Annotated in this window: 15 protein-coding genes and 1 pseudogene; 14 read left to right on the plus strand and 2 right to left on the minus strand. The window is 42.5% G+C overall.

Going from position 1 to position 18814, the window contains the following annotated elements; genetic code table 11:
* The first annotated feature begins 73 nt into the window (after positions 1 to 73).
* From EV690_RS17175 to lolE, 3 genes are read left to right on the plus strand one after another with little or no spacing between them, the layout of a single operon-like run.
* The gene (locus EV690_RS17175; protein WP_224055026.1) at positions 74 to 1255 is read left to right on the plus strand and encodes a lipoprotein-releasing ABC transporter permease subunit; all 1182 of its coding nucleotides are present in this window, start codon (positions 74 to 76) and stop codon (positions 1253 to 1255) included.
* Complete coding sequence (lolD, locus tag EV690_RS17180) at positions 1248 to 1946, plus strand: lipoprotein-releasing ABC transporter ATP-binding protein LolD (RefSeq protein ID WP_131914256.1); 699 nt, start codon at positions 1248 to 1250, stop codon at positions 1944 to 1946. The genes EV690_RS17175 and lolD overlap by 8 nt, the downstream gene beginning before the upstream one ends.
* Entirely contained in the window at positions 1946 to 3190 is a 1245-nt protein-coding gene (lolE, locus tag EV690_RS17185) for a lipoprotein-releasing ABC transporter permease subunit LolE (RefSeq protein ID WP_131914257.1), read from the plus strand. The genes lolD and lolE overlap by 1 nt, the downstream gene beginning before the upstream one ends.
* Before the next feature lie 15 nt (positions 3191 to 3205).
* Here lolE and EV690_RS17190 read toward each other — a convergent pair whose 3' ends face one another.
* A complete protein-coding gene (locus tag EV690_RS17190; RefSeq protein ID WP_131914258.1) occupies positions 3206 to 3715 on the minus strand; it encodes a DUF2062 domain-containing protein in 510 nt (169 codons plus the stop codon).
* A 32-nt stretch (positions 3716 to 3747) separates the two neighbouring features.
* Between EV690_RS17190 and EV690_RS17195 the strand changes: the two genes are divergently transcribed.
* The 6 genes and pseudogenes from EV690_RS17195 to EV690_RS17220 all read left to right on the plus strand — a co-directional run.
* Entirely contained in the window at positions 3748 to 5988 is a 2241-nt protein-coding gene (locus EV690_RS17195) for a DNA internalization-related competence protein ComEC/Rec2 (protein WP_131914259.1), read from the plus strand.
* Positions 5989 to 6039: 51 nt separating this feature from the next.
* Positions 6040 to 7797 carry a lipid A export permease/ATP-binding protein MsbA gene (gene msbA / locus EV690_RS17200; protein ID WP_131914260.1) on the plus strand — a complete coding sequence of 586 codons (1758 nt, stop codon included), beginning with the start codon at positions 6040 to 6042 and terminating at the stop codon, positions 7795 to 7797.
* On the plus strand, positions 7790 to 8776 hold the full coding sequence (gene lpxK, locus EV690_RS17205) for a tetraacyldisaccharide 4'-kinase (protein WP_165872804.1): 987 nt from the start codon (positions 7790 to 7792) through the stop codon (positions 8774 to 8776). Before msbA ends, lpxK begins: the two co-directional genes overlap by 8 nt.
* Positions 8760 to 8948: a Trm112 family protein gene (locus tag EV690_RS17210; protein WP_131914262.1), complete on the plus strand. Its 189-nt coding sequence runs from the start codon at positions 8760 to 8762 to the stop codon at positions 8946 to 8948. Before lpxK ends, EV690_RS17210 begins: the two co-directional genes overlap by 17 nt.
* A complete protein-coding gene (gene kdsB / locus EV690_RS17215; protein WP_131914263.1) occupies positions 8945 to 9697 on the plus strand; it encodes a 3-deoxy-manno-octulosonate cytidylyltransferase in 753 nt (250 codons plus the stop codon). The genes EV690_RS17210 and kdsB overlap by 4 nt, the downstream gene beginning before the upstream one ends.
* 546 nt (positions 9698 to 10243) lie before the next feature.
* Positions 10244 to 10597, plus strand: a pseudogene (locus tag EV690_RS17220) (ISAs1 family transposase); the annotation flags it as partial.
* A 375-nt stretch (positions 10598 to 10972) separates the two neighbouring features.
* On the opposite strand, the gene EV690_RS17225 reads toward EV690_RS17220, so the two are convergent.
* Entirely contained in the window at positions 10973 to 12265 is a 1293-nt protein-coding gene (locus EV690_RS17225; protein WP_131914264.1) for a citrate synthase, read from the minus strand.
* Between the two features lie 354 nt (positions 12266 to 12619).
* On the opposite strand from EV690_RS17225, the gene sdhC reads away from it, so the two are divergent.
* The 5 genes from sdhC to sucA all read left to right on the plus strand — a co-directional run bounded on the left by sdhC (position 12620) and on the right by sucA (position 18806).
* Positions 12620 to 13036 carry a succinate dehydrogenase, cytochrome b556 subunit gene (sdhC, locus tag EV690_RS17230; protein WP_131914265.1) on the plus strand — a complete coding sequence of 139 codons (417 nt, stop codon included), beginning with the start codon at positions 12620 to 12622 and terminating at the stop codon, positions 13034 to 13036.
* Complete coding sequence (sdhD, locus tag EV690_RS17235) at positions 13030 to 13374, plus strand: succinate dehydrogenase, hydrophobic membrane anchor protein (protein WP_131914266.1); 345 nt, start codon at positions 13030 to 13032, stop codon at positions 13372 to 13374. The genes sdhC and sdhD overlap by 7 nt, the downstream gene beginning before the upstream one ends.
* Position 13375: 1 nt before the next feature.
* Positions 13376 to 15145 carry a succinate dehydrogenase flavoprotein subunit gene (sdhA, locus tag EV690_RS17240; protein WP_131914267.1) on the plus strand — a complete coding sequence of 590 codons (1770 nt, stop codon included), beginning with the start codon at positions 13376 to 13378 and terminating at the stop codon, positions 15143 to 15145.
* Positions 15146 to 15156: 11 nt separating this feature from the next.
* Positions 15157 to 15876 carry a succinate dehydrogenase iron-sulfur subunit gene (locus tag EV690_RS17245; protein WP_131914268.1) on the plus strand — a complete coding sequence of 240 codons (720 nt, stop codon included), beginning with the start codon at positions 15157 to 15159 and terminating at the stop codon, positions 15874 to 15876.
* 122 nt (positions 15877 to 15998) lie between these two features.
* The gene (gene sucA / locus EV690_RS17250; RefSeq protein ID WP_131914269.1) at positions 15999 to 18806 is read left to right on the plus strand and encodes a 2-oxoglutarate dehydrogenase E1 component; all 2808 of its coding nucleotides are present in this window, start codon (positions 15999 to 16001) and stop codon (positions 18804 to 18806) included.
* Positions 18807 to 18814: the final 8 nt, after the last annotated feature.

Raw genomic sequence — 18814 nt, forward strand, 5'->3', positions numbered from 1 at the left:
AGCGGGTATTAGGTTTGTTGCAAAAGTTTTGCCACGGTATGATAAGCGCAATTTATTCGAAGGCTTAATATTTGTGCAACGTACTTGGCAATTAGCATTTAAAATAGCGTGGCGTTTTTCAAAAGGTAGTCGCAAACAGCGGTTTGCCAGTTTTGTCAGCGGTTTTTCAACAATCGGTATTACTCTTGGGGTCGCGGCACTCATTACAGTTATCTCTGTGATGAACGGGTTTCAAAATCAGTTAGAGCAACGTATTTTAAATGTTGTTCCTCATTTGCAAATTCCAGCTCAGAGTAAAGTTCCTGCGCCCTTATCCAAGTTACCGAAAGCCCCCTTGGTGAGCGCAAAAGTTGTTTTACAAAGTACATCCGGTTTACATGCCGCTCAATTGCAGGGGATCGATCCAGCATTAGAGCCAGATAGGGCGTTGCTGGAACGTCATATTTTACGAGGGCATTTGAGTGCGCTGAAAAGTGGTAAATTTAATGTCATCCTCGGCTCGGAGATCGCTCAGCAACTGGGGGTTAATGTTGGGGATAATGTCCGGATCATTGCAACTGACACTTTAATTTATACGCCATTCGGTGAAATGCCCTCACAGCGAACGTTTCATGTGGCAGGAATTTTTCAGTTCGCTTCTGAGGTCGATAACCAGTTTATCTGGGTCAATGATGCAGATGCTGCCCGATTGCTACGCAAACCACTTTCGCAGGTACGCCAAACCCGTTTGTTTGTTCCAGATCCGCTTAATATCGAACATTATAGCCAATATTTACCTCCCCATGGGCTTGATTGGCGACATTATTACGGGCAGTTGTTTTCGGCTGTCAAAATGGAAAAAACGATGATGAGCTTTCTATTTTGCCTTGTTATCGCTGTCGCGGCGTTTAATATCCTGTCGGCACTGGTAATGATGGTGGGTGATAAACAGTCCGATGTGGCTATTTTGCAGACATTGGGAATGCCTAAATGGTTATTATTGCGAATATTTATGATTCAAGGTGCTTGGAGCGGTTGTTTAGGAGCATTTGTCGGAGCTGGAGCCGGTATTGTGTTGACGCATCATTTGAATCCTTTATTGGAATTATTAGGGTTGAATATGGCGCTTGGTGTAGGGGGGGTTCCCATTGTGATTGAGCCGATGCAAGTTATCGAGATCACTGTTTTAGCCCTCGTATTAAGTGTTCTTGCTACTTTATATCCCGCATGGCAGGCCAGTCGAATTCAACCCGCAGAGGCATTACGCTATGAATAATCACATTTTAAGTTGCCGAGAGCTCACCAAGTATTATCAGGATGGTGAACAAAAAACGACCGTGCTCAAAGGAATTGATTTAGACGTCCTTAAAGGGGAGTCTGTTGCGATTGTGGGCAGCTCTGGTAGCGGCAAAAGTACTTTGCTTCATCTGCTAGGCGGATTAGATAAACCTTCCAGTGGTGATGTTGTACTTACGGGGCAGTCACTAACGTCGCTCTCTTCACGAAAATTGGCGAGTGTGCGAAATCAACGTCTTGGATTCGTCTATCAGTTTCACCATCTGCTGGGCGAATTTAGCGCGCTTGAGAATGTGGCTATGCCACAACTGATTGCAGGCAAAAGCACGAAGCAAGCTCAAGCTAGTGCGCGCCAGCTTTTGGAACGCGTTGGCTTAGAACATCGCCTCGATAGTCGTCCTAGTGAAATGTCAGGAGGCGAGCGCCAGCGAACAGCTATTGCGCGTGCATTAGTGAATCAACCAGATGTGGTGCTTGCAGATGAACCCACTGGTAATTTGGACAGCCAGACCACTGACTCGGTTTATGAATTACTGCTAGAGCTTAATGAAGAACATGGCACTGCTTTTGTGGTTGTCACTCATGATCGTGAGCTGGCAAGCCGCTTTAATCGGCAGCTCGAGATGAGCGATGGTGCATTGGTCTCGGCACAATCAAGGGTTTTTATTTGATGCGACCATTTTTAGCTTTTTATATCGGACTTCGATATCACCGGTTTGGGCAGCGCCGTGGTTTAGTGAAGTTTATCTCTCGTTCTTCAACGATAGGTATTGCCCTTGGGGTTGCAGTTCTGATTATTGGTTTATCGGTAATGAATGGGTTTGAAAGAGAGCTGAATCAGCGATTCTTGTCGGTGGTTAGTCAAGGAGAGTTGCCCGCTGTACATCCACCATTGCGAAATGCGAGTAGATTGACCCAGATAGCCCAACATACACAAGGTGTAGTGGCTGCAGCCCCTTATATCAGCCTAACCGGACTCGTGAGTTATAACGGTCAGGTGGATGCAATTGCTGTTCGCGGTATTTCGCCAAAATCGCAACTGAAGGTGACGAATATTAAGCCTTATGTGCAGCCTCAGGCCTGGCAAAGCTTAATTGCAAATCAGCCTGGGATTATATTAGGTTCTCAGGTGGCGGCAAAGCTTAAGATAAAGCAGGGGCAATCTTTGACACTCATGTTGGCTGAACAATCTAATAATGGTCAATTTAAAACGCCTAAGCGAATTCGCTTAAAAGTTCTTGGGACATTCTCTGTAGGTGGACAGATCGACGGTCAGCTTGCATTTATGAATTTAAAGCTGGCTCAGCAAATAAAAAAATGGTCGGCTGAGGATGTCAGTGGGATTGCGCTGAAAGTCACTCATCCTTTGCAAGCGAATGAGGTGGTACGACGAGTTGGGTTACAATACCCACAGCTCGTTTACGTGCAAAGCTGGACACGTAATTATGGCTATCTTTATCAAGATATTCAGATGGTTCGAACCATTATGTATGCCATTATGCTACTGATTGTGGTCGTGGCATGCTTTAACATTGTTTCGACATTGATTTTGGCGGTTGCTGATAAACGCCGTGATTTGGCAATCTTAAAGACACTCGGAGCACAGGATACTCTGCTGATTCATTGCTTTATGATCTATGGTGCTTACAACGCAATCATGGGATGTTTTTGGGGGATTGTTTTTGGGGTCCTTGGAAGTTGGTGGTTACCTGATTTTGTCGACATACTGCAACGTATCACCGGACATCGATTGCTATCTCCCGATGTTTATTTTATTGATTTTTTGCCGAGTCAATTACACGTTAGCAATGTTCTCGTGGTTAGTGCTACTGCGGCATTGATCGGAATTGTTGCGACGATTTGGCCAGCTAGCCGGGCGCGTTTGATTCGCCCAGCAGATGAACTATCTCATTAAATTAAGGTGCGGCGATTAACGTCGCCGTCTATTTTGGTAACGCCGGATGGTTGAATAGCGCCATAATTGGCTAATACTTAGATATCCAACTAGCGAAAAAAAGATTCCGCAAACCAAACATCCCAATAAAAATGGTGGGCCAATACGAGACATTGTTTCGATGACCCATTGCCAGGTGAGTTCAAAATGGAACGCTTCTGCCGGCGTTTGTAAAATATAAGCACCAACGCGATAACAAAAATAAAATAGTGGTGGCATCGTCAATGGGTTAGAAACCCAAACTAACGCAACTGACAATGGCAAATTAACTCGAAATAGCACGGCTAACGCTGCGGCCATAATCATCTGCGATGGCAATGGAACAAATGCCATAAACAAACCAACAGCAAAAGCTCCTGCTGCTGAGCGACGAGTCAGTCGCCAGAGATTTCCATCTTGTAACCATCGACCCAAAAACCGTAAATTTTTGTTGGCTTTTAACTGCTCAGGGTCAGGCATGATGCGCTGTAATAATCTTTTTGGCATGTTATTATACTAATAAATATATCAATAAAGTTATGAAACTGTTTATTTGGGGTTGGTTAGTCGCGCTGAGCTCTTCGCTCATCTGGCCGAAAGTTCCACCGTATTGGATTACCTTCATTTTACTCACTATTGCGATAATAGTACTGTATTTTCGGCACTATTTTATCGCAGGGATATGCTTGGCTATCTGTTACTTTAGCTGGCAAGCAGCCGCGTACCAAAACGCCGTCCAGCAACTGGCTAAAAGTCCTTACAACCATACCATAGATGGAAGAATTAGCGCAGTATCGAATGACCCATACCGACGAAAAATTATTTTACAAATAACCCATTTAAACGGAGCTGATAACCATTTGGTACGAGCAAAGTTTGTTCGTTTGAATCAGTACTGGAATGGTTCAAAACCTGATGATTTGTCACTTTTCCCTGGGGATTTCATACAGGTTCGTGCAAAACTGAAACCAGCACATAGTAGTTTAAATGAAGGAGGGTTTAATTATCAACGCTATTTAGTCAGCCATCAGATTATCGCACAGGGAACCATTCGACATCTTACACTGATGAGCAGGGGCAGTTCTCTTCGAGCACATATTGTCAATCAGTTAGAGCCATACTGGCAAGATTTATCTCAACGTGGAATCATTGAAGCATTGGTGTTTGGCCATCGTAGTAATATTCCTTCTATTGAGCGAGATTTATGGATGCATTCAGGAATTGGGCATCTTCTTGCGATATCGGGCCTGCATCTTGGGATACTGAGTTTTTGGGGGTATCTGATTGGGGCAATGCTAGCGTGTGGACGAAGTCGAATTAAGCGTTATCTTGCACCCACGTGTGCTTTGATTTTTGCATTTAGCTATGGTGTGCTCGCCAATTGGCCAGCATCGGCCCAACGAGCGATGATGATGCTCTTGATCTGGTGGGGATTGCGAGCCCTACACTTGAACTTTACTCGGCTAGAGGTGTGGCTAATTGCGGCATTTATTTTAACCGCTTTATGGCCCTTATCGATTTTAAACACCGGATTATGGCTCTCGTTTTTTGCGATGTTGTCGCTGATCATGTTGCTGTGGTTCCCTGTGAAGTCGAGAGTTGTGCGAATGATCCTTTTGCAAGTTGGACTTCTTATTTTGTTGATGCCGTTGCAAATCTTGTTATTTGGTTACTTACCACTGTGGTCGGTATTCTTAAATTTACTGTTTATTCCTTATTTTTCATTTGTTGTTGTGCCTTGTCTGTTTATCAGCTGCTTAAGTGGGCTTTTGGGATACTCTGATCTCGCTCACTTAGGGTTCAATGTCGTTAATTATTTCATCGCATATGTAGAGAGAATTTTAATCACATTAAGTCATCATCTGCCTTTATTTATTCAAGTACCGCACCATATTTGGTTTATTGTTCTTTTTATTGGTTTGGTTTTCATGGCGGGTTGGATGGTGCGCAAACCATGGTTGAGTGCTGTGGCCTTTATGAGTGGCTTGTTAGCAATAGTATTGCCTTGGGCAAAGGCGATTTGGCGCATTGACTTTTTAGATGTGGGGCAGGGACTAGCAGTGGTTGTCGAACAGGGGCAAGATGCGATCATTTATGATACAGCCAATCGTTATCCAACCGGTTTTTCATATGCTCAGGCAGTAATTATCCCCTTTTTAAATGAAAGGAATCTTAGTGTTGATGAAATTGTTGTGAGTCATGCCGATCAGGATCACTTTGGTGGGTATCCAATTTTACATCGTTATTATCCGCATGCTGACTCGGTTTTTGGCGCTGATCCACGTTTTAAGCAGCATAATTGCCGAGGGGTTAAACAATGGCACAAATTAACCCTTCAATATATTCAGCCCCCAGCTACATTAAAACCCGTGAATAATTTATCTTGTATGGTGTTGGTTAGCGATGGTATTCATCGGGTGTTACTGACGGGTGATATTGAACAGAAAGCCGAAGAATGGTGGGTTCAAAAGTTTCACAACAAGGTCGACGTGATCAGTGTTCCACATCATGGGAGTAATAGCTCATCTTCATTAAAATGGTTAAAAGATGTTCATCCTCATTGGGCTATCATTAGTAGCGGTTTTCATAATAGTTACCATTTCCCTCGTACGCAAGTTGTATCCCGTTATCAAAAAGAGCATACGGTGCTACTTAATACGGCTAAACTTGGGCAAATATCAATGTCATTTACACGTACCCATGAGAAAATTCTTAGCTACAGGAATAATATTGCACCTTTTTGGTACAATCGTTTATTAATTACGAACAACGGTTGGTGATCTGTATCTTAACCGTTAGAATGACTGTCATTTTTTTAAATAGATACGTATATGGCTCAAGAGAAATCAACATCGCTTAAAAAGTCCAACTTTACTCGTTTATTAGCCTATGTTTCTGAGCGAAAAGCTGGGCTTTTTGCTGCAATTATTGGAATGATTGGCTATGCATGCGTAGATGTTACCTTTATTTATTCAATTAAACCGTTAATTGATCAAGGGTTAAGCGGCAAAGACCCTTCTATTCTGAAAATTATGCCTTTTTTCGTCGTCGGTATTGTTCTTTTAAGAGGGGTCTGTAACTTTATTTCTTCTTATTGTATGTCCTGGGTGGGCAGCCATGTTGTCATGAAAATGCAGCAGCAGATTTTCGCTCATTTAATGAGTATGCCTATCTCTTATTTTGACCGACATTCAATCGGTACGTTGCTTTCTAAAATCACCTACGATACCAACCAGATTGCAGATGCTTCTACTAAAACATTGGTGACGATGGTTAAGCAGGGAGGTTTAGTCATAGGCTTATTGGGAATGATGTTTTATAACAGCTGGCAGTTGTCACTTATCTTCCTGATTATTGGCCCAATTGTTGCCATTGCTATTCGGATTGTGAGTCGTCGGTTCCGACGCATTAGTAAAAATCTACAAGATGCTGTGGGCAATGTGACCGCAGTTTCAGAACAGATGCTCAACGGCCATCGGGAAGTGCTAGCCTTTAATGGGCAAGATAAAGAAACCGAGCGTTTTAAAAAGGTTAGTAATGCGATTCGCCGTCAGCAGATGAAAATGTCGGCAACATCGGCCATCGCTAACCCAGTTGTGCAGGCCGTGGCTGTTTCTGGATTGGGGGTTGTTTTATATATCGCTTCTTTCCCAGAGATCATGAATCAGCTTTCAGCTGGGACGTTTACGGTGATTGTGACATCGATGATGATGCTGCTGCAACCGATTAAACAGCTTACACAACTCAATACAAACTTCCAGCGTGGAATGGCTGCTTGTACTAGTATTTTTACCGTTTTAGATGAACAAATCGAAACTGACAGTGGAACTTATGCTCCAGATCGCGTGAAAGGTGAGATTGTATTTGATCAGGTTACTTTTAGTTATCCAACAAAATCTGAAGCTGTGCTGCGAAATATCAGTTTTGATGTTCCTGCGGGGAAAACTGTGGCATTAGTCGGCCGTTCAGGAAGTGGTAAAACGACTATTGCGAGTTTGTTGCCAAGGTTTTATGAAATTACCCAGGGAAGTATTCGTATCGATGGATACTCTGTTGATGAGTTTAAATTACCATCGTTACGTCGTCAGTTTTCCATGGTATCGCAAAATGTCCATTTGTTTGCTGGTTCCATTGCGGAAAATATTGCATATGCTCAGGAACAAGCTACCCGCGAGCAGATTACTCAAGCCGCAGAAATGGCTAATGTTATGGAATTTGCCGAACGTCTTCCTGATGGGTTAGATACCATTATCGGAGAGCGTGGATTGATGCTATCAGGTGGTCAGCGCCAGCGAGTTGCAATTGCCCGAGCATTACTAAGAGATGCCCCGATTCTGGTGCTTGATGAAGCAACTTCGGCTCTTGATACCGCCTCAGAACGTAAAATTCAGGAAGCAATCGAGCGGGTTTGCCAGGATCGCACTGCGATTGTTATTGCCCATCGTTTATCTACTATTGAGAATGCCGATGAAATTATGGTCATTGATGATGGTCATTTAATTGAACGTGGTGATCATAAGCAATTAATGGCTAAAAAAGGTTCCTACTACCGACTTTATCAGATGCAATTTGGTGGTGAGAGTGCTTGAGTCCATTTGGTATAAGCGAAGTATCTTAACTTGGATTTTATGGCCGTTAAGTTGCTTGTTTGCCTTCGTGGTCAAGCAGCGCCGCAAGCGCTATATGTTACAACCACAGCAGAGCTATCGAAGCCCTGTTGCGGTCATCATTGTTGGTAATATAAGTGTGGGGGGGAATGGCAAAACACCAGTTGTTTTGGCGTTGTGTGAATTTTTAAAAGCTAATGGCTATAACCCTGGAATTGTTAGCCGTGGCTATGGCGGTAATGCAAAAGGTCCTCTAGAAGTGACCCCTCAAACGCCGGCCTCATTATCCGGAGACGAGCCTTTGTTACTTCGGTTACGCAGTGAAGTTCCGGTTATCGTATGTGCGGATCGCTCAAAAGCTGCTCGTTTTTTAATCGAGCAACATCCGCAATCTGATGTGATTATCGCTGATGATGGAATGCAGCATTATCCTCTGGCTCGCGATATTGAGATCTGTGTTGTTGATGCCAAGCGCCAATTTGGTAATGGTTTTTGCTTGCCCGCCGGACCACTCAGAGAACCTTTATCTCGATTAGATAGTGTGACTCGGATTGTGACTAATGGTGGAACTATTGAAAACTATCCAAGTGATGTGATGACGTTGATTCCGACACAGTGGCATCGAGTGCTAGATGGCAAAGCTATTGAAGAATCATCAGCGCCTCGCAATGGCATTGCTGTTGCTGGGATAGGGCATCCAGAACGCTTTTATCACACATTACAAAATCAGGGAATTTCGCTGAATGAATGTATTGATGTTGGTGATCATGGCCAATTGAGTCACGCACAGATCAAGCAGTATCAGAACCAGCAAGTGCTGATGACAGAGAAAGATGCTTTAAAGTATCGCAATAAGGCTGGAGAACACTGGTATTATTTATGTGTTAGTGCACAATTACCAGATGATTTTTATCAATTTATATTGCAGCGGTTGGAGAGTTTTTATGCCACTAGAAAGTAATTTATTAGAAATTGTTGCCTGTCCTATATGCAAAGGGAAATTGGTTTATGATAAAGAGCAGGATGAATTGATCTGTAGAGCAGACCGTTTAGCCTACCCTGTCGACCAGGGGATCCCGGTATTATTAGAAGATAAAGCTAGAGAATTAACGAGCGAAGAGTTACCTAAATGAGTTATACCATTGTGATTCCGGCCCGATATGCATCGACTCGGCTGCCAGGAAAGCCGCTGTTGGATATTGCTGGTAAACCGATGATTCAGCGGGTTTATGAACAGGCGCAAAAGACACAAGCTCAAACAGTTGTGGTAGCCACTGATGATGAACGTATTCAACAATGTGTGCTTGATTTTGGTGGTAAAGTTTGTTTAACGGCGGAATCGCATGAATCGGGTACAGAGCGTTTGGCTGAAGTAGTTAGTGTGTTAAATCTTAGCGATGAAGAAGTCGTGGTTAATATTCAAGGGGATGAGCCGTTGATTTCACCACTGATCGTTGATCAAGTTGCTAATCTTTTGTTGGGGGATACACAGGCTCAGATGGCGACTTTAGGTGCCCCAATTACTGAGCAAGCCAGTATTATGGACCCAAATGTTGTGAAAGTGGTTTGTAATAAAAAAGGGCAGGCCATTTATTTTAGCCGTGCGCCTATTCCATATTCGCGAGAAGGGAGCTGGCCATTAAATGACTATCTTCGCCATATTGGTATATACGCGTATCAGGCAGGCTTTATTCGGCATTATGTTACGCTCACTCCTTCTCCACTTGAGATGAGTGAAAAACTCGAACAGTTGCGAGTGCTCTGGCATGGCTATGCAATTAATGTCGCCAAAGCATTAATTGAACCAGGAGTAGGAGTTGATACCGTAGAAGATTTAGAAAAGGTTCGAAAGATTATTTTAGATAACTCAGAAAGTTGTTAGATATTGAAACGACTAGAGTATGAGTATGCTGATCTGTAGATATTTTAATTAGCCTTCATGGGCAACTCATCATCCAAATACCAACGCGACAAGAATTTGACAATTTCTGGCCAGTTAAAAAGTACTGTGTGGCAATGGTACAGTACTTTTTAACTTTTAGAGATGCATGTTCAACCAAATTACGATATCGATGTAAACACTAATCAATATCGTCGTTACTTTGTTTGATATTCCTTTTTCTTGAATCACATGTTGAGTATTACGACCCTTCATTAAGTCTTGCAAAGCTTGGCTATTGTAACCCTTATCAGCGACTGCACCTCCGAGTACCGAGCTCCGTAGGCCGGTTGCGTCAAAGAGTGCCTGCTCTCATATGGTATAGAATACTTTCTAAGGGTATTTGATGAGTCGGTTACTTTTCTTTTTGCTGAACTATGTATTAGGCTGGGTAAGTTCGTGAACATTATTTGACCATCACTGTGGCCGATTTTACGAATATATTTAGTTTCGATCATATACTCTCTTTTTCAGGAGAACACTATCACTATGCACATGGACCACTTCAAAGAACCTTTTCAATCGGTATCCGACCAGTGCCAGAGTGCAAAAATCACTTATGGTCTTTTTGAGGTCCTATTCGGCTCATTATGCGAGTAATTGCTGGTGCGAGAGGCTGGTTTGATATTTGTGAATACCTTCTCAGCCGTCATGTTTGGTTTAAAGGCAATAGTTAAATAGTATTCCAGCTGATGACACCATTGCTCGTATTATCTCTACTATTGAACCTGTTCAATTCCATAAGTACTTCGTCAATTGGATGTCATCGGTGCATCTCTCACTGAAGGTCAAGTCGTGGCGATAGATGGTAAAACACTTCAAGGTTCATATAACCGTAAAGATTGAGCGAGTACAATTGACATGATCAGCGCTTATGCGTTCGCTCTGATATATTAGGTTATCTAAGTTTAATATCTAAAAATGTTGCATTGTTTAAAGCCCAACTCGGATAAAGTGTCCTATTCATTCTACATGTCTTTTTTATGAAATTTGGGGATTGAGTTAAAATCCATAATTGTAATTATAGTGAATTTATTCACTAATAAAATATCAGGTTAACCTGACTATTAAATAGGATGAAAGTATTAATCTTTTTTAGTAAGAGAAGGTTATTTTTGAAGTGTTTAATTAGTGATATAGAATAATTCGTTGGTGATATGGTTGAAAATGGTATGAATTAAGATTCATACCATTTGTAGGTAGATAATTACCTTTAATTTATTCTTTTTGGCGCGATGTTGTTGGAAAATCACGCATTGCTTCACCTGTGTAAAGTTGGCGAGGACGACCAATTCTCTGACCTGGCGTTTGCAACATTTCAATCCAGTGAGCAATCCAGCCAACAGTACGCGCGAGTGCAAAGATTACGGTAAACATGCTTGTTGGAATACCGATTGCTCGCATAACGATTCCTGAGTAGAAATCAACATTAGGATAAAGTTTCTTCTCAATAAAATAGTCATCAGTTAATGCGATATGTTCTAGTTCCATTGCAATGTCTAGTAGTCGATCATCAATTTTCAGATCTTCTAAAACATCATGGCAGGTTTGCTGCATAACTTTTGCTCGAGGATCGTAGCTCTTATAAACTCGGTGCCCAAAGCCCATGAGTCGGAATGGATCATCTTTGTCTTTTGCCCGCTCAATAAATTCTGGGATTCGTTCAACTGAACCTATTTGTTCAAGCATGGCTAAGCAAGCTTCGTTTGCTCCACCATGAGCTGGTCCCCATAAACAGGCTATGCCAGCAGCAATACAAGCAAACGGATTAGATGCTGAAGAACCTGCTAGACGAACTGTTGATGTGGACGCATTTTGCTCATGATCTGCATGCAACATAAAAATACGATCCATTGCTTTTTCAACAATAGGATTAACAATATATTCTTCAGTCGGAACCGAAAACATCATATTTAAAAAATTACCAGCATAACTTAAGTCATTACGCGGATAGACAAACGGTTGGCCCATTGAGTATTTATAGCTCATAGCAGCCAATGTTGGCATTTTAGATAAAAGTCTGTATGCGGCTATTTCGCGATGACGTTCGTTAGTCACATCTAATGAATCATGGTAAAAAGCAGACAATGCTCCCACAACAGCAACCATAATTGCCATTGGGTGAGAATCGCGTCTAAATCCTTGGAAAAAATGGATTAATTGCTCATGAACCATCGTGTGACGGGTCACTGTCTCTTTAAATTGTTCGTACTGTTTTTCCGTTGGCCGTTGACCAAATAAAAGTAAGTAACAGACTTCTAAATATTCTGAATTATCGGCCAATTGTTCAATAGGATACCCCCGGTGTAGCAAAATTCCTTTCTCACCATCAATAAAGGTGATTTGTGATTCACACGCAGCTGTTGCTAAAAACCCGGGATCAAAGGTGAAATAGCCTTTTGAGCCTAACTGTCGGACGTCAATCACGTCGTTCCCAGCGGTGCCAGACATGATTGGAAGTTCAATAGGTTCCTGTCCGGGCAGATGTAAAGTGGCCACTTTCTCAGCCATAGCACTTCTCCCTTGTTCTATAATTGGTTATTAATACCGTTTAGACATGAAATTAGTATTACCCTGATGTGGAGGGTTGTCAAACGAGTGGGAATGAATATCAATCAATACATGAGGTTAGCTATTTGTTAAATATATGTATGTGATATGGTCCTCATAATTGAAAAAAACAATACTTTAAATAGTTGTTAATTGTATTTACAACCTGCGCTCTTTATACTAGCTGCAGTACGAGTTGTTCAACTAAATGATTTAGATTAAGTATTTAGCTGTGAAGGTGCAGCCTTCTAATTTAAGTAAATAATAGTAATTTATCTTAACAAATAAGAAACATTTAAATATTCTTGATGTAAGATGTTTCTCTTAGATAATGGACACAAGTGGATAAATATCGTGAATAAACAATCCAGACCTGTAAATTTACAGTTACAAAGCATCCGTTTACCGGTGAATGCAGTTGCCTCTATTTTGCATCGAATCTCTGGTGTCGTAATTTTCTTTGCCTTAGCTATTTTACTGAGCTTGTTAGCGAAGTCGTTAGGCTCAGCTGACGGATTTGCAATGGTTGCAAGTTGGTTTGATTCGTTTTTTGTCAAACTGATCATATGGCTAATTTCAGCTGTATTCTGTTACCACTTAGTATTTGGGATCCGCCATATGATAATGGACTGCGGTTATTGGGAAGAACTCGCCAGTGCGAATTCTAGCGCTCGTATCTGTTTAATCGTTGCGTTGGTTTTGGTCATTTTGATGGGGATAATAATATGGTAAACAATGCTGCAACACTTGGTCGCAGTGGAACTCATAGCTACCTATTAGTACGTGCATCAGCAATTGTGCTGGCTTTGTACTTTATCTATCTAGTGAGTTTTATTGCCAGTCATAATCTTAGTTATGACGTTTGGTTGGGTTTCTTTGGCCAGATTAGTACGAAAGCATTCACATTGTTAGCTCTCGTTTGCATGTTAGTACATGCATGGATTGGCCTATGGGGCGTGTTGAGTGATTATGTTCATCATACATATTGGCGGATGTTCCTTCAGGGCGTCCTTAATTTGGTCGCTTTATTTTATGTTGCCGCCGGTGTTGTGATTTTATGGAGTGTATAAAGTGACTATCTCTATTCGTGAATTTGATGCTGTTGTAGTGGGCGCTGGTGGAGCAGGCATGCGGGCTGCTTTGCAGATCTCACAACAAGGTAATAGTTGTGCATTAGTTTCTAAAGTATTTCCGACACGTTCTCATACTGTTTCAGCCCAAGGGGGGATTACTGTTGCTCTGGGAAATGTGCACCCAGACAATTGGCAGTGGCATATGTACGATACGGTAAAAGGTTCTGATTACATTGGTGACCAGGATGCGATTGAATACATGTGTCATGAAGGTCCTGAAGCGATTATTGAGCTTGAACATATGGGACTGCCATTCTCTCGATTGGATAATGGTAAAATTTATCAACGTCCGTTTGGTGGACAGTCGGTCGATTTTGGTAAAGAGCAGGCAGCTCGGACAGCAGCAGCTGCAGACCGTACTGGGCATGCTTTATTACATACGCTTTATCAGCAAAATATTAAGAATAAGACGACGGTTTTTTCTGAATGGTATGCACTAGATTTAGTGAAAAATAGTCAAGGTGATGTAGTTGGTGTGACAGCTATCTGTATCGAAACTGGTGAACTGGTTTATTTTAAAGCTCGCGCAACAGTTTTAGCGACGGGTGGTGCAGGGCGTATTTTTGCTTCGACCACCAATGCGCATATCAATACTGGCGATGGCATTGGGATGGCAATTCGAGCTGGTGTGCCCGTTCAAGATATGGAAATGTGGCAGTTCCACCCAACTGGTATCGCCGGAGCAGGGGTCTTGGTCACTGAAGGTTGTCGAGGTGAAGGTGGCTACCTTCTTAATAAAGACGGCGAACGCTTTATGGAACGTTATGCTCCTAATGCTAAAGATTTAGCCAGCCGTGATGTGGTTGCTCGCTCGATGATGACCGAAATCCGCGAAGGTCGCGGGTGTGATGGCCCTTGGGGAACACATCTTAAATTGAAATTAGATCATCTTGGTCAGGATGTTTTAGAGTCGAGACTGCCAGGGATTTGTGAATTATCGCGCACCTTTGCGCATGTTGATCCAGTCAAAGAACCTATTCCAGTTATTCCAACCTGCCATTATCAGATGGGCGGGATACCAACCAATATTCATGGTCAGGCGATTGGCCTTGATGAAAATGGTAAAGATAAAATCGTCAATGGTTTATTTGCTGTGGGTGAAATAGCTTGTGTTTCAGTGCATGGCGCAAATCGTTTGGGCGGTAATTCGCTACTTGATTTAGTCGTATTTGGTAGAGCTGCTGGTAAATATTTAGGACAGTACCTTGCCGAAGCAGCAATGCCTCAGGATGCTGTCAGCGATGACATCGAGCACGCACTTGCTCGTTATCAGCGTTGGGAAGATTCATCCGCAGATGGGGAAGATCCTGCAGTTATCCGTAAAGAGCTACAGCATTGCATGCAAATGCATTTTTCTGTCTTTCGCGAGGGAAGCGTTATGGCAGAAGGCTTTGAGCAGTTAAAAGAGCTTAAGGTGCGTTTAGCAAATGCCCGTCTTGATGATAAATCACGTGATTTTAACACTCAGCGTGTGGAATGTTTAGAACTGGATAATTTGCTCAGCACTGCGTTGGCAACTGCTAGCGCCGCTAATTTTAGAACAGAGAGTCGCGGAGCGCATAGTCGTGAAGATTATCCTGAGCGCGATGATGAAAATTGGTTGTGCCACAGTGTTTATAATCCGCGTACAAATCAGATGCAGCGCCGCAGCGTAAATATGCACCCACATATGCGCGAAGCCTTCCCTCCTAAAATTAGAACTTATTAGCAGAGGCTATCATGAATGTGAAATTTTCCATTTATCGTTACAATCCAGCAGAGGATCGTAAACCTTATATGAAGGATTACTTGTTGGATGTGCCAGAAGGTTCTGACATGATGGTGTTGGATGCATTGCTGAAGATAAAAGAGCAAGATCCTTCATTGGCTTTTAGACGTTCATGTCGCGAAGGGGTATGTGGTTCTGATGGTGTGAATATGAACGGCCAAAATGGTCTTGCATGCATTACGCCGCTGTCAGATCTACTCAATCAGGGTGAGATTGTGATTCGCCCATTACCAGGATTGCCTGTCATTCGTGATCTAATTATCGACATGAATCAGTTTTATGAAAACTATCAGCGCATTAAGCCTTATTTAATTCATCAAGATGGGGTCAATCCCCCTCCTGCGCGTGAACATTTGCAAACACCTGAGCAACGAGCGCAACTGGATGGTTTGTATGAATGTATTTTATGCGCCTGTTGTTCAACAGCATGTCCATCGTTTTGGTGGAACCCTGATAAATTCGTTGGGCCAGCAGGTCTATTAGCGGCATATCGATGGTTGGCTGATAGTCGAGATAATGCTGAGCAGAACCGGTTGTCAGAACTTGATGATGCCTTTAGCGTTTTTCGTTGTCACAATATTATGAATTGTGTCAGTGTTTGTCCTAAAGGGCTGAATCCGACCAAGGCTATCGGTAAAATCAAAACGATGTTGATAAAAGAAGCTCTCTAAAGCAATTGTTGGATAATCATTGAGATAGTCTTTCTATTTAGCTTTTGTCGGGCTATTTTAAGAAAGCTTAACTTAACTAATAATTGAATTGTCTAAATTAGACAAGTATAAGGGAAAGTTTAATGCAAAACAGCATGATGAAGGATTGGCTCGATTCTTCTCACTTATATGGGGCAAACATTGCCTACGTTGAAGATCTATATGAAATTTATCTTGAAGATCCTGAATCCATTCCTGAAGACTGGGCAGAGGTGTTTAACGAGCTACCTCGACTTAAAAATGTCCCTCAAGAAATACCTCTTTCGCCTTTAAAAGAATATTTTAAGCACCTAGCCAAAGACAGTTCGCGGTTTAATTCTGCTGCTCGAGATCCGTTGACCGGATCGAAACAGGTTAAAGTGTTACAGCTGATTAATGCCTTTCGTTTTCGTGGCCATCAGCATGCCAACCTTGATCCATTGGAGCTTTGGAAGCAACCTCGAGTGCCAGACCTTGACCCTGCATTTCATAGTTTAGATGAGGCGGATTTTTCTCAGTCTTTTAATGTCGGTTCATACGCTATTGGTAAAGAGACCATGCAATTGGATGAGCTGTATCGCTCATTACAGAAGACTTATTGCGGATCTATCGGTGCTGAATACATGCACATTACCGATACCGAAGAAAAACGTTGGATTCAGGCGCATCTTGAATCGGTTGAGGGATGTGGAACATATACACAAGATGACAAAACTCGTTTGTTGAAAAGCCTAACTGCGGCTGAAGGTTTGGAGAAATACCTAGGGGCCAAATTCCCAGGAGCAAAACGTTTTTCACTGGAGGGCGGGGATAGCTTAATTGTTTTGCTTAAAGAGATGGTACGCGCCAGTGGTTTAGGTGGTATTAAAGAAGTAGTTATCGGGATGGCTCATCGAGGCCGTTTGAATGTTCTGGTAAATGTATTAGGCAAAACTTCAGCTGAGTTATTTGATGAATTTGCTGGACGCCATGATGACACATGGGGAACCGGTGACGTGAAATATCATCAAGGATTCAGTTCAGATTTTGCAACACCAGCGGGGAATGTTCATTTGTCGTTGGCATTTAACCCCTCTCATTTAGAGATTGTAAATCCTGTGGTGATGGGGTCTGTGCGGGCACGTCAAGATCGCCGTGGTGAACAGTGCTTACCTATCACTATCCACGGAGATGCAGCGATAGCTGGGCAAGGGGTTGTTCAAGAAACCTTTAATATGTCACAAACTCGTGGTTATAGTGTCGGTGGTACGGTGCGGGTAGTTATCAATAATCAGATTGGTTTTACTACCTCTAATCCTCGAGATTCTCGCTCAACTCAATATTGTACTGATATTGCTAAAATGGTTCAGGCTCCTATTTTCCACGTTAATGGAGATGACCCGCAGGCCGTCGCTTTTGTGGGGCAATTGGCGCTTGATTTTCGTAATACCTTTAAGCGCGATGTCGTGATTGAACTGATTTGTTATCGTCGTCATGGTCATAACGAAGCTGATGAACCAAATGCTACGCAGCCATTGATGTATCAGAAAATTAAAAAACATCCAACGCCACGAAAAGTTTATGCAGACCAGTTGATTGGCGAGGGCAGTTTGACTGATTCTCAAGTCACTGCATTGGTAAATGGCTATCGTGATCAATTGGATCGCGGTGAATGTGTGGTTGAAGAATGGCGGCCGATGACAGGGCATTCCGTGAACTGGAAGCTCTATCTAAATCATTCGTGGAATATTGAATACGATACGCGAATGGACTTGGAGCATTTAAAAGAACTTGCTGCAAAAGTTGCTCATTATCCAAGTAACCACACACTGCATCCACGAGTTCGCAAAGTATATGAAGATCGAGAACTCATGGCCCGCGGAGAAAAGCCCGCTGATTGGGGGTTTGCAGAAAATCTAGCTTATGCCACATTACTCGATATGGGCGCCGGAATACGCTTGACTGGGCAGGATTCTGGTCGTGGCACGTTTTTCCATCGTCATGCGGTATTACATAGTCAAGATGATGGTTCTGTCTATATGCCGCTTAAGCATATTAGTGATAAGCAAGGTATGTTGTCATTGTATGATTCTGTGCTGTCAGAAGAGGCTGTTTTAGCATATGAATATGGCTATTCAACGGCACAACCTGAGTTTTTAGTGTTATGGGAAGCTCAGTTTGGTGATTTTGCCAATGGCGCACAGGTCGTCATAGACCAATTTCTCTCTTCTGGAGAGCAGAAATGGGGAAGAATGTGTGGATTGGTGATGTTGCTTCCTCATGGCTATGAAGGGCAGGGACCAGAGCATTCTTCAGCCCGTTTAGAACGTTATTTGCAGTTGTGTGCTGAAGAAAATATGCAGGTTTGCGTCCCATCTACGCCTGCGCAGGTCTATCATATGTTACGTCGTCAGCATATTCGTAAAGTGCGTCGACCACTGATTGTAATGTCCCCTAAATCGTTATTACGACATCCACTTGCTGTTTCGTCTCTGGAAGAACTAGCGCATGGCCGCTTCCATAATGTTCTTGGCGAAATTGATGACATCAATCCTAATGAGGTTGAACAAGTGGTCATGTGTTCAGGTAAAGTTTATTACGATTTACTTGATACCCGAAGAAAAGCACAGCAGAAAAATGTCGCCATTATTCGTATTGAGCAGTTATATCCATTCCCTTATGAAGAGATTCGAGAAGTCTTAGAGCCATTTCAACATGTAAAACATTTTGTCTGGTGTCAGGAAGAACCTCTGAATCAGGGGGCTTGGTATAGCAGCCAGCACCACTTCTTGGCGGCTATTCCTAAAGAGGCAAGTTTATCATACGCAGGTCGACAGGCTTCTGCTTCACCTGCTGTAGGTTATATGTCATTGCATCTTGAGCAACAGCGCGAATTAGTCAATGATGCGCTGACAATTAAAACGAATGAATAGTATAGGAA

Source organism: Celerinatantimonas diazotrophica, assembly GCF_004339545.1.
Lineage (GTDB): Bacteria > Pseudomonadota > Gammaproteobacteria > Enterobacterales > Celerinatantimonadaceae > Celerinatantimonas > Celerinatantimonas diazotrophica.

Coding starts and splice junctions, on each gene's coding strand:
- lolD (WP_131914256.1), top strand. CDS start 1,248: ATGAATAATCACATTTTAAGTTGCCGAGAGCTCACCAAGTATTATCAG.
- lolE (WP_131914257.1), top strand. CDS start 1,946: ATGCGACCATTTTTAGCTTTTTATATCGGACTTCGATATCACCGGTTT.
- EV690_RS17190 (WP_131914258.1), bottom strand. CDS start 3,715: ATGCCAAAAAGATTATTACAGCGCATCATGCCTGACCCTGAGCAGTTA.
- EV690_RS17195 (WP_131914259.1), top strand. CDS start 3,748: ATGAAACTGTTTATTTGGGGTTGGTTAGTCGCGCTGAGCTCTTCGCTC.
- msbA (WP_131914260.1), top strand. CDS start 6,040: ATGGCTCAAGAGAAATCAACATCGCTTAAAAAGTCCAACTTTACTCGT.
- EV690_RS17210 (WP_131914262.1), top strand. CDS start 8,760: ATGCCACTAGAAAGTAATTTATTAGAAATTGTTGCCTGTCCTATATGC.
- kdsB (WP_131914263.1), top strand. CDS start 8,945: ATGAGTTATACCATTGTGATTCCGGCCCGATATGCATCGACTCGGCTG.
- EV690_RS17225 (WP_131914264.1), bottom strand. CDS start 12,265: ATGGCTGAGAAAGTGGCCACTTTACATCTGCCCGGACAGGAACCTATT.
- sdhC (WP_131914265.1), top strand. CDS start 12,620: ATGTTTCTCTTAGATAATGGACACAAGTGGATAAATATCGTGAATAAA.
- sdhD (WP_131914266.1), top strand. CDS start 13,030: ATGGTAAACAATGCTGCAACACTTGGTCGCAGTGGAACTCATAGCTAC.
- EV690_RS17245 (WP_131914268.1), top strand. CDS start 15,157: ATGAATGTGAAATTTTCCATTTATCGTTACAATCCAGCAGAGGATCGT.
- sucA (WP_131914269.1), top strand. CDS start 15,999: ATGCAAAACAGCATGATGAAGGATTGGCTCGATTCTTCTCACTTATAT.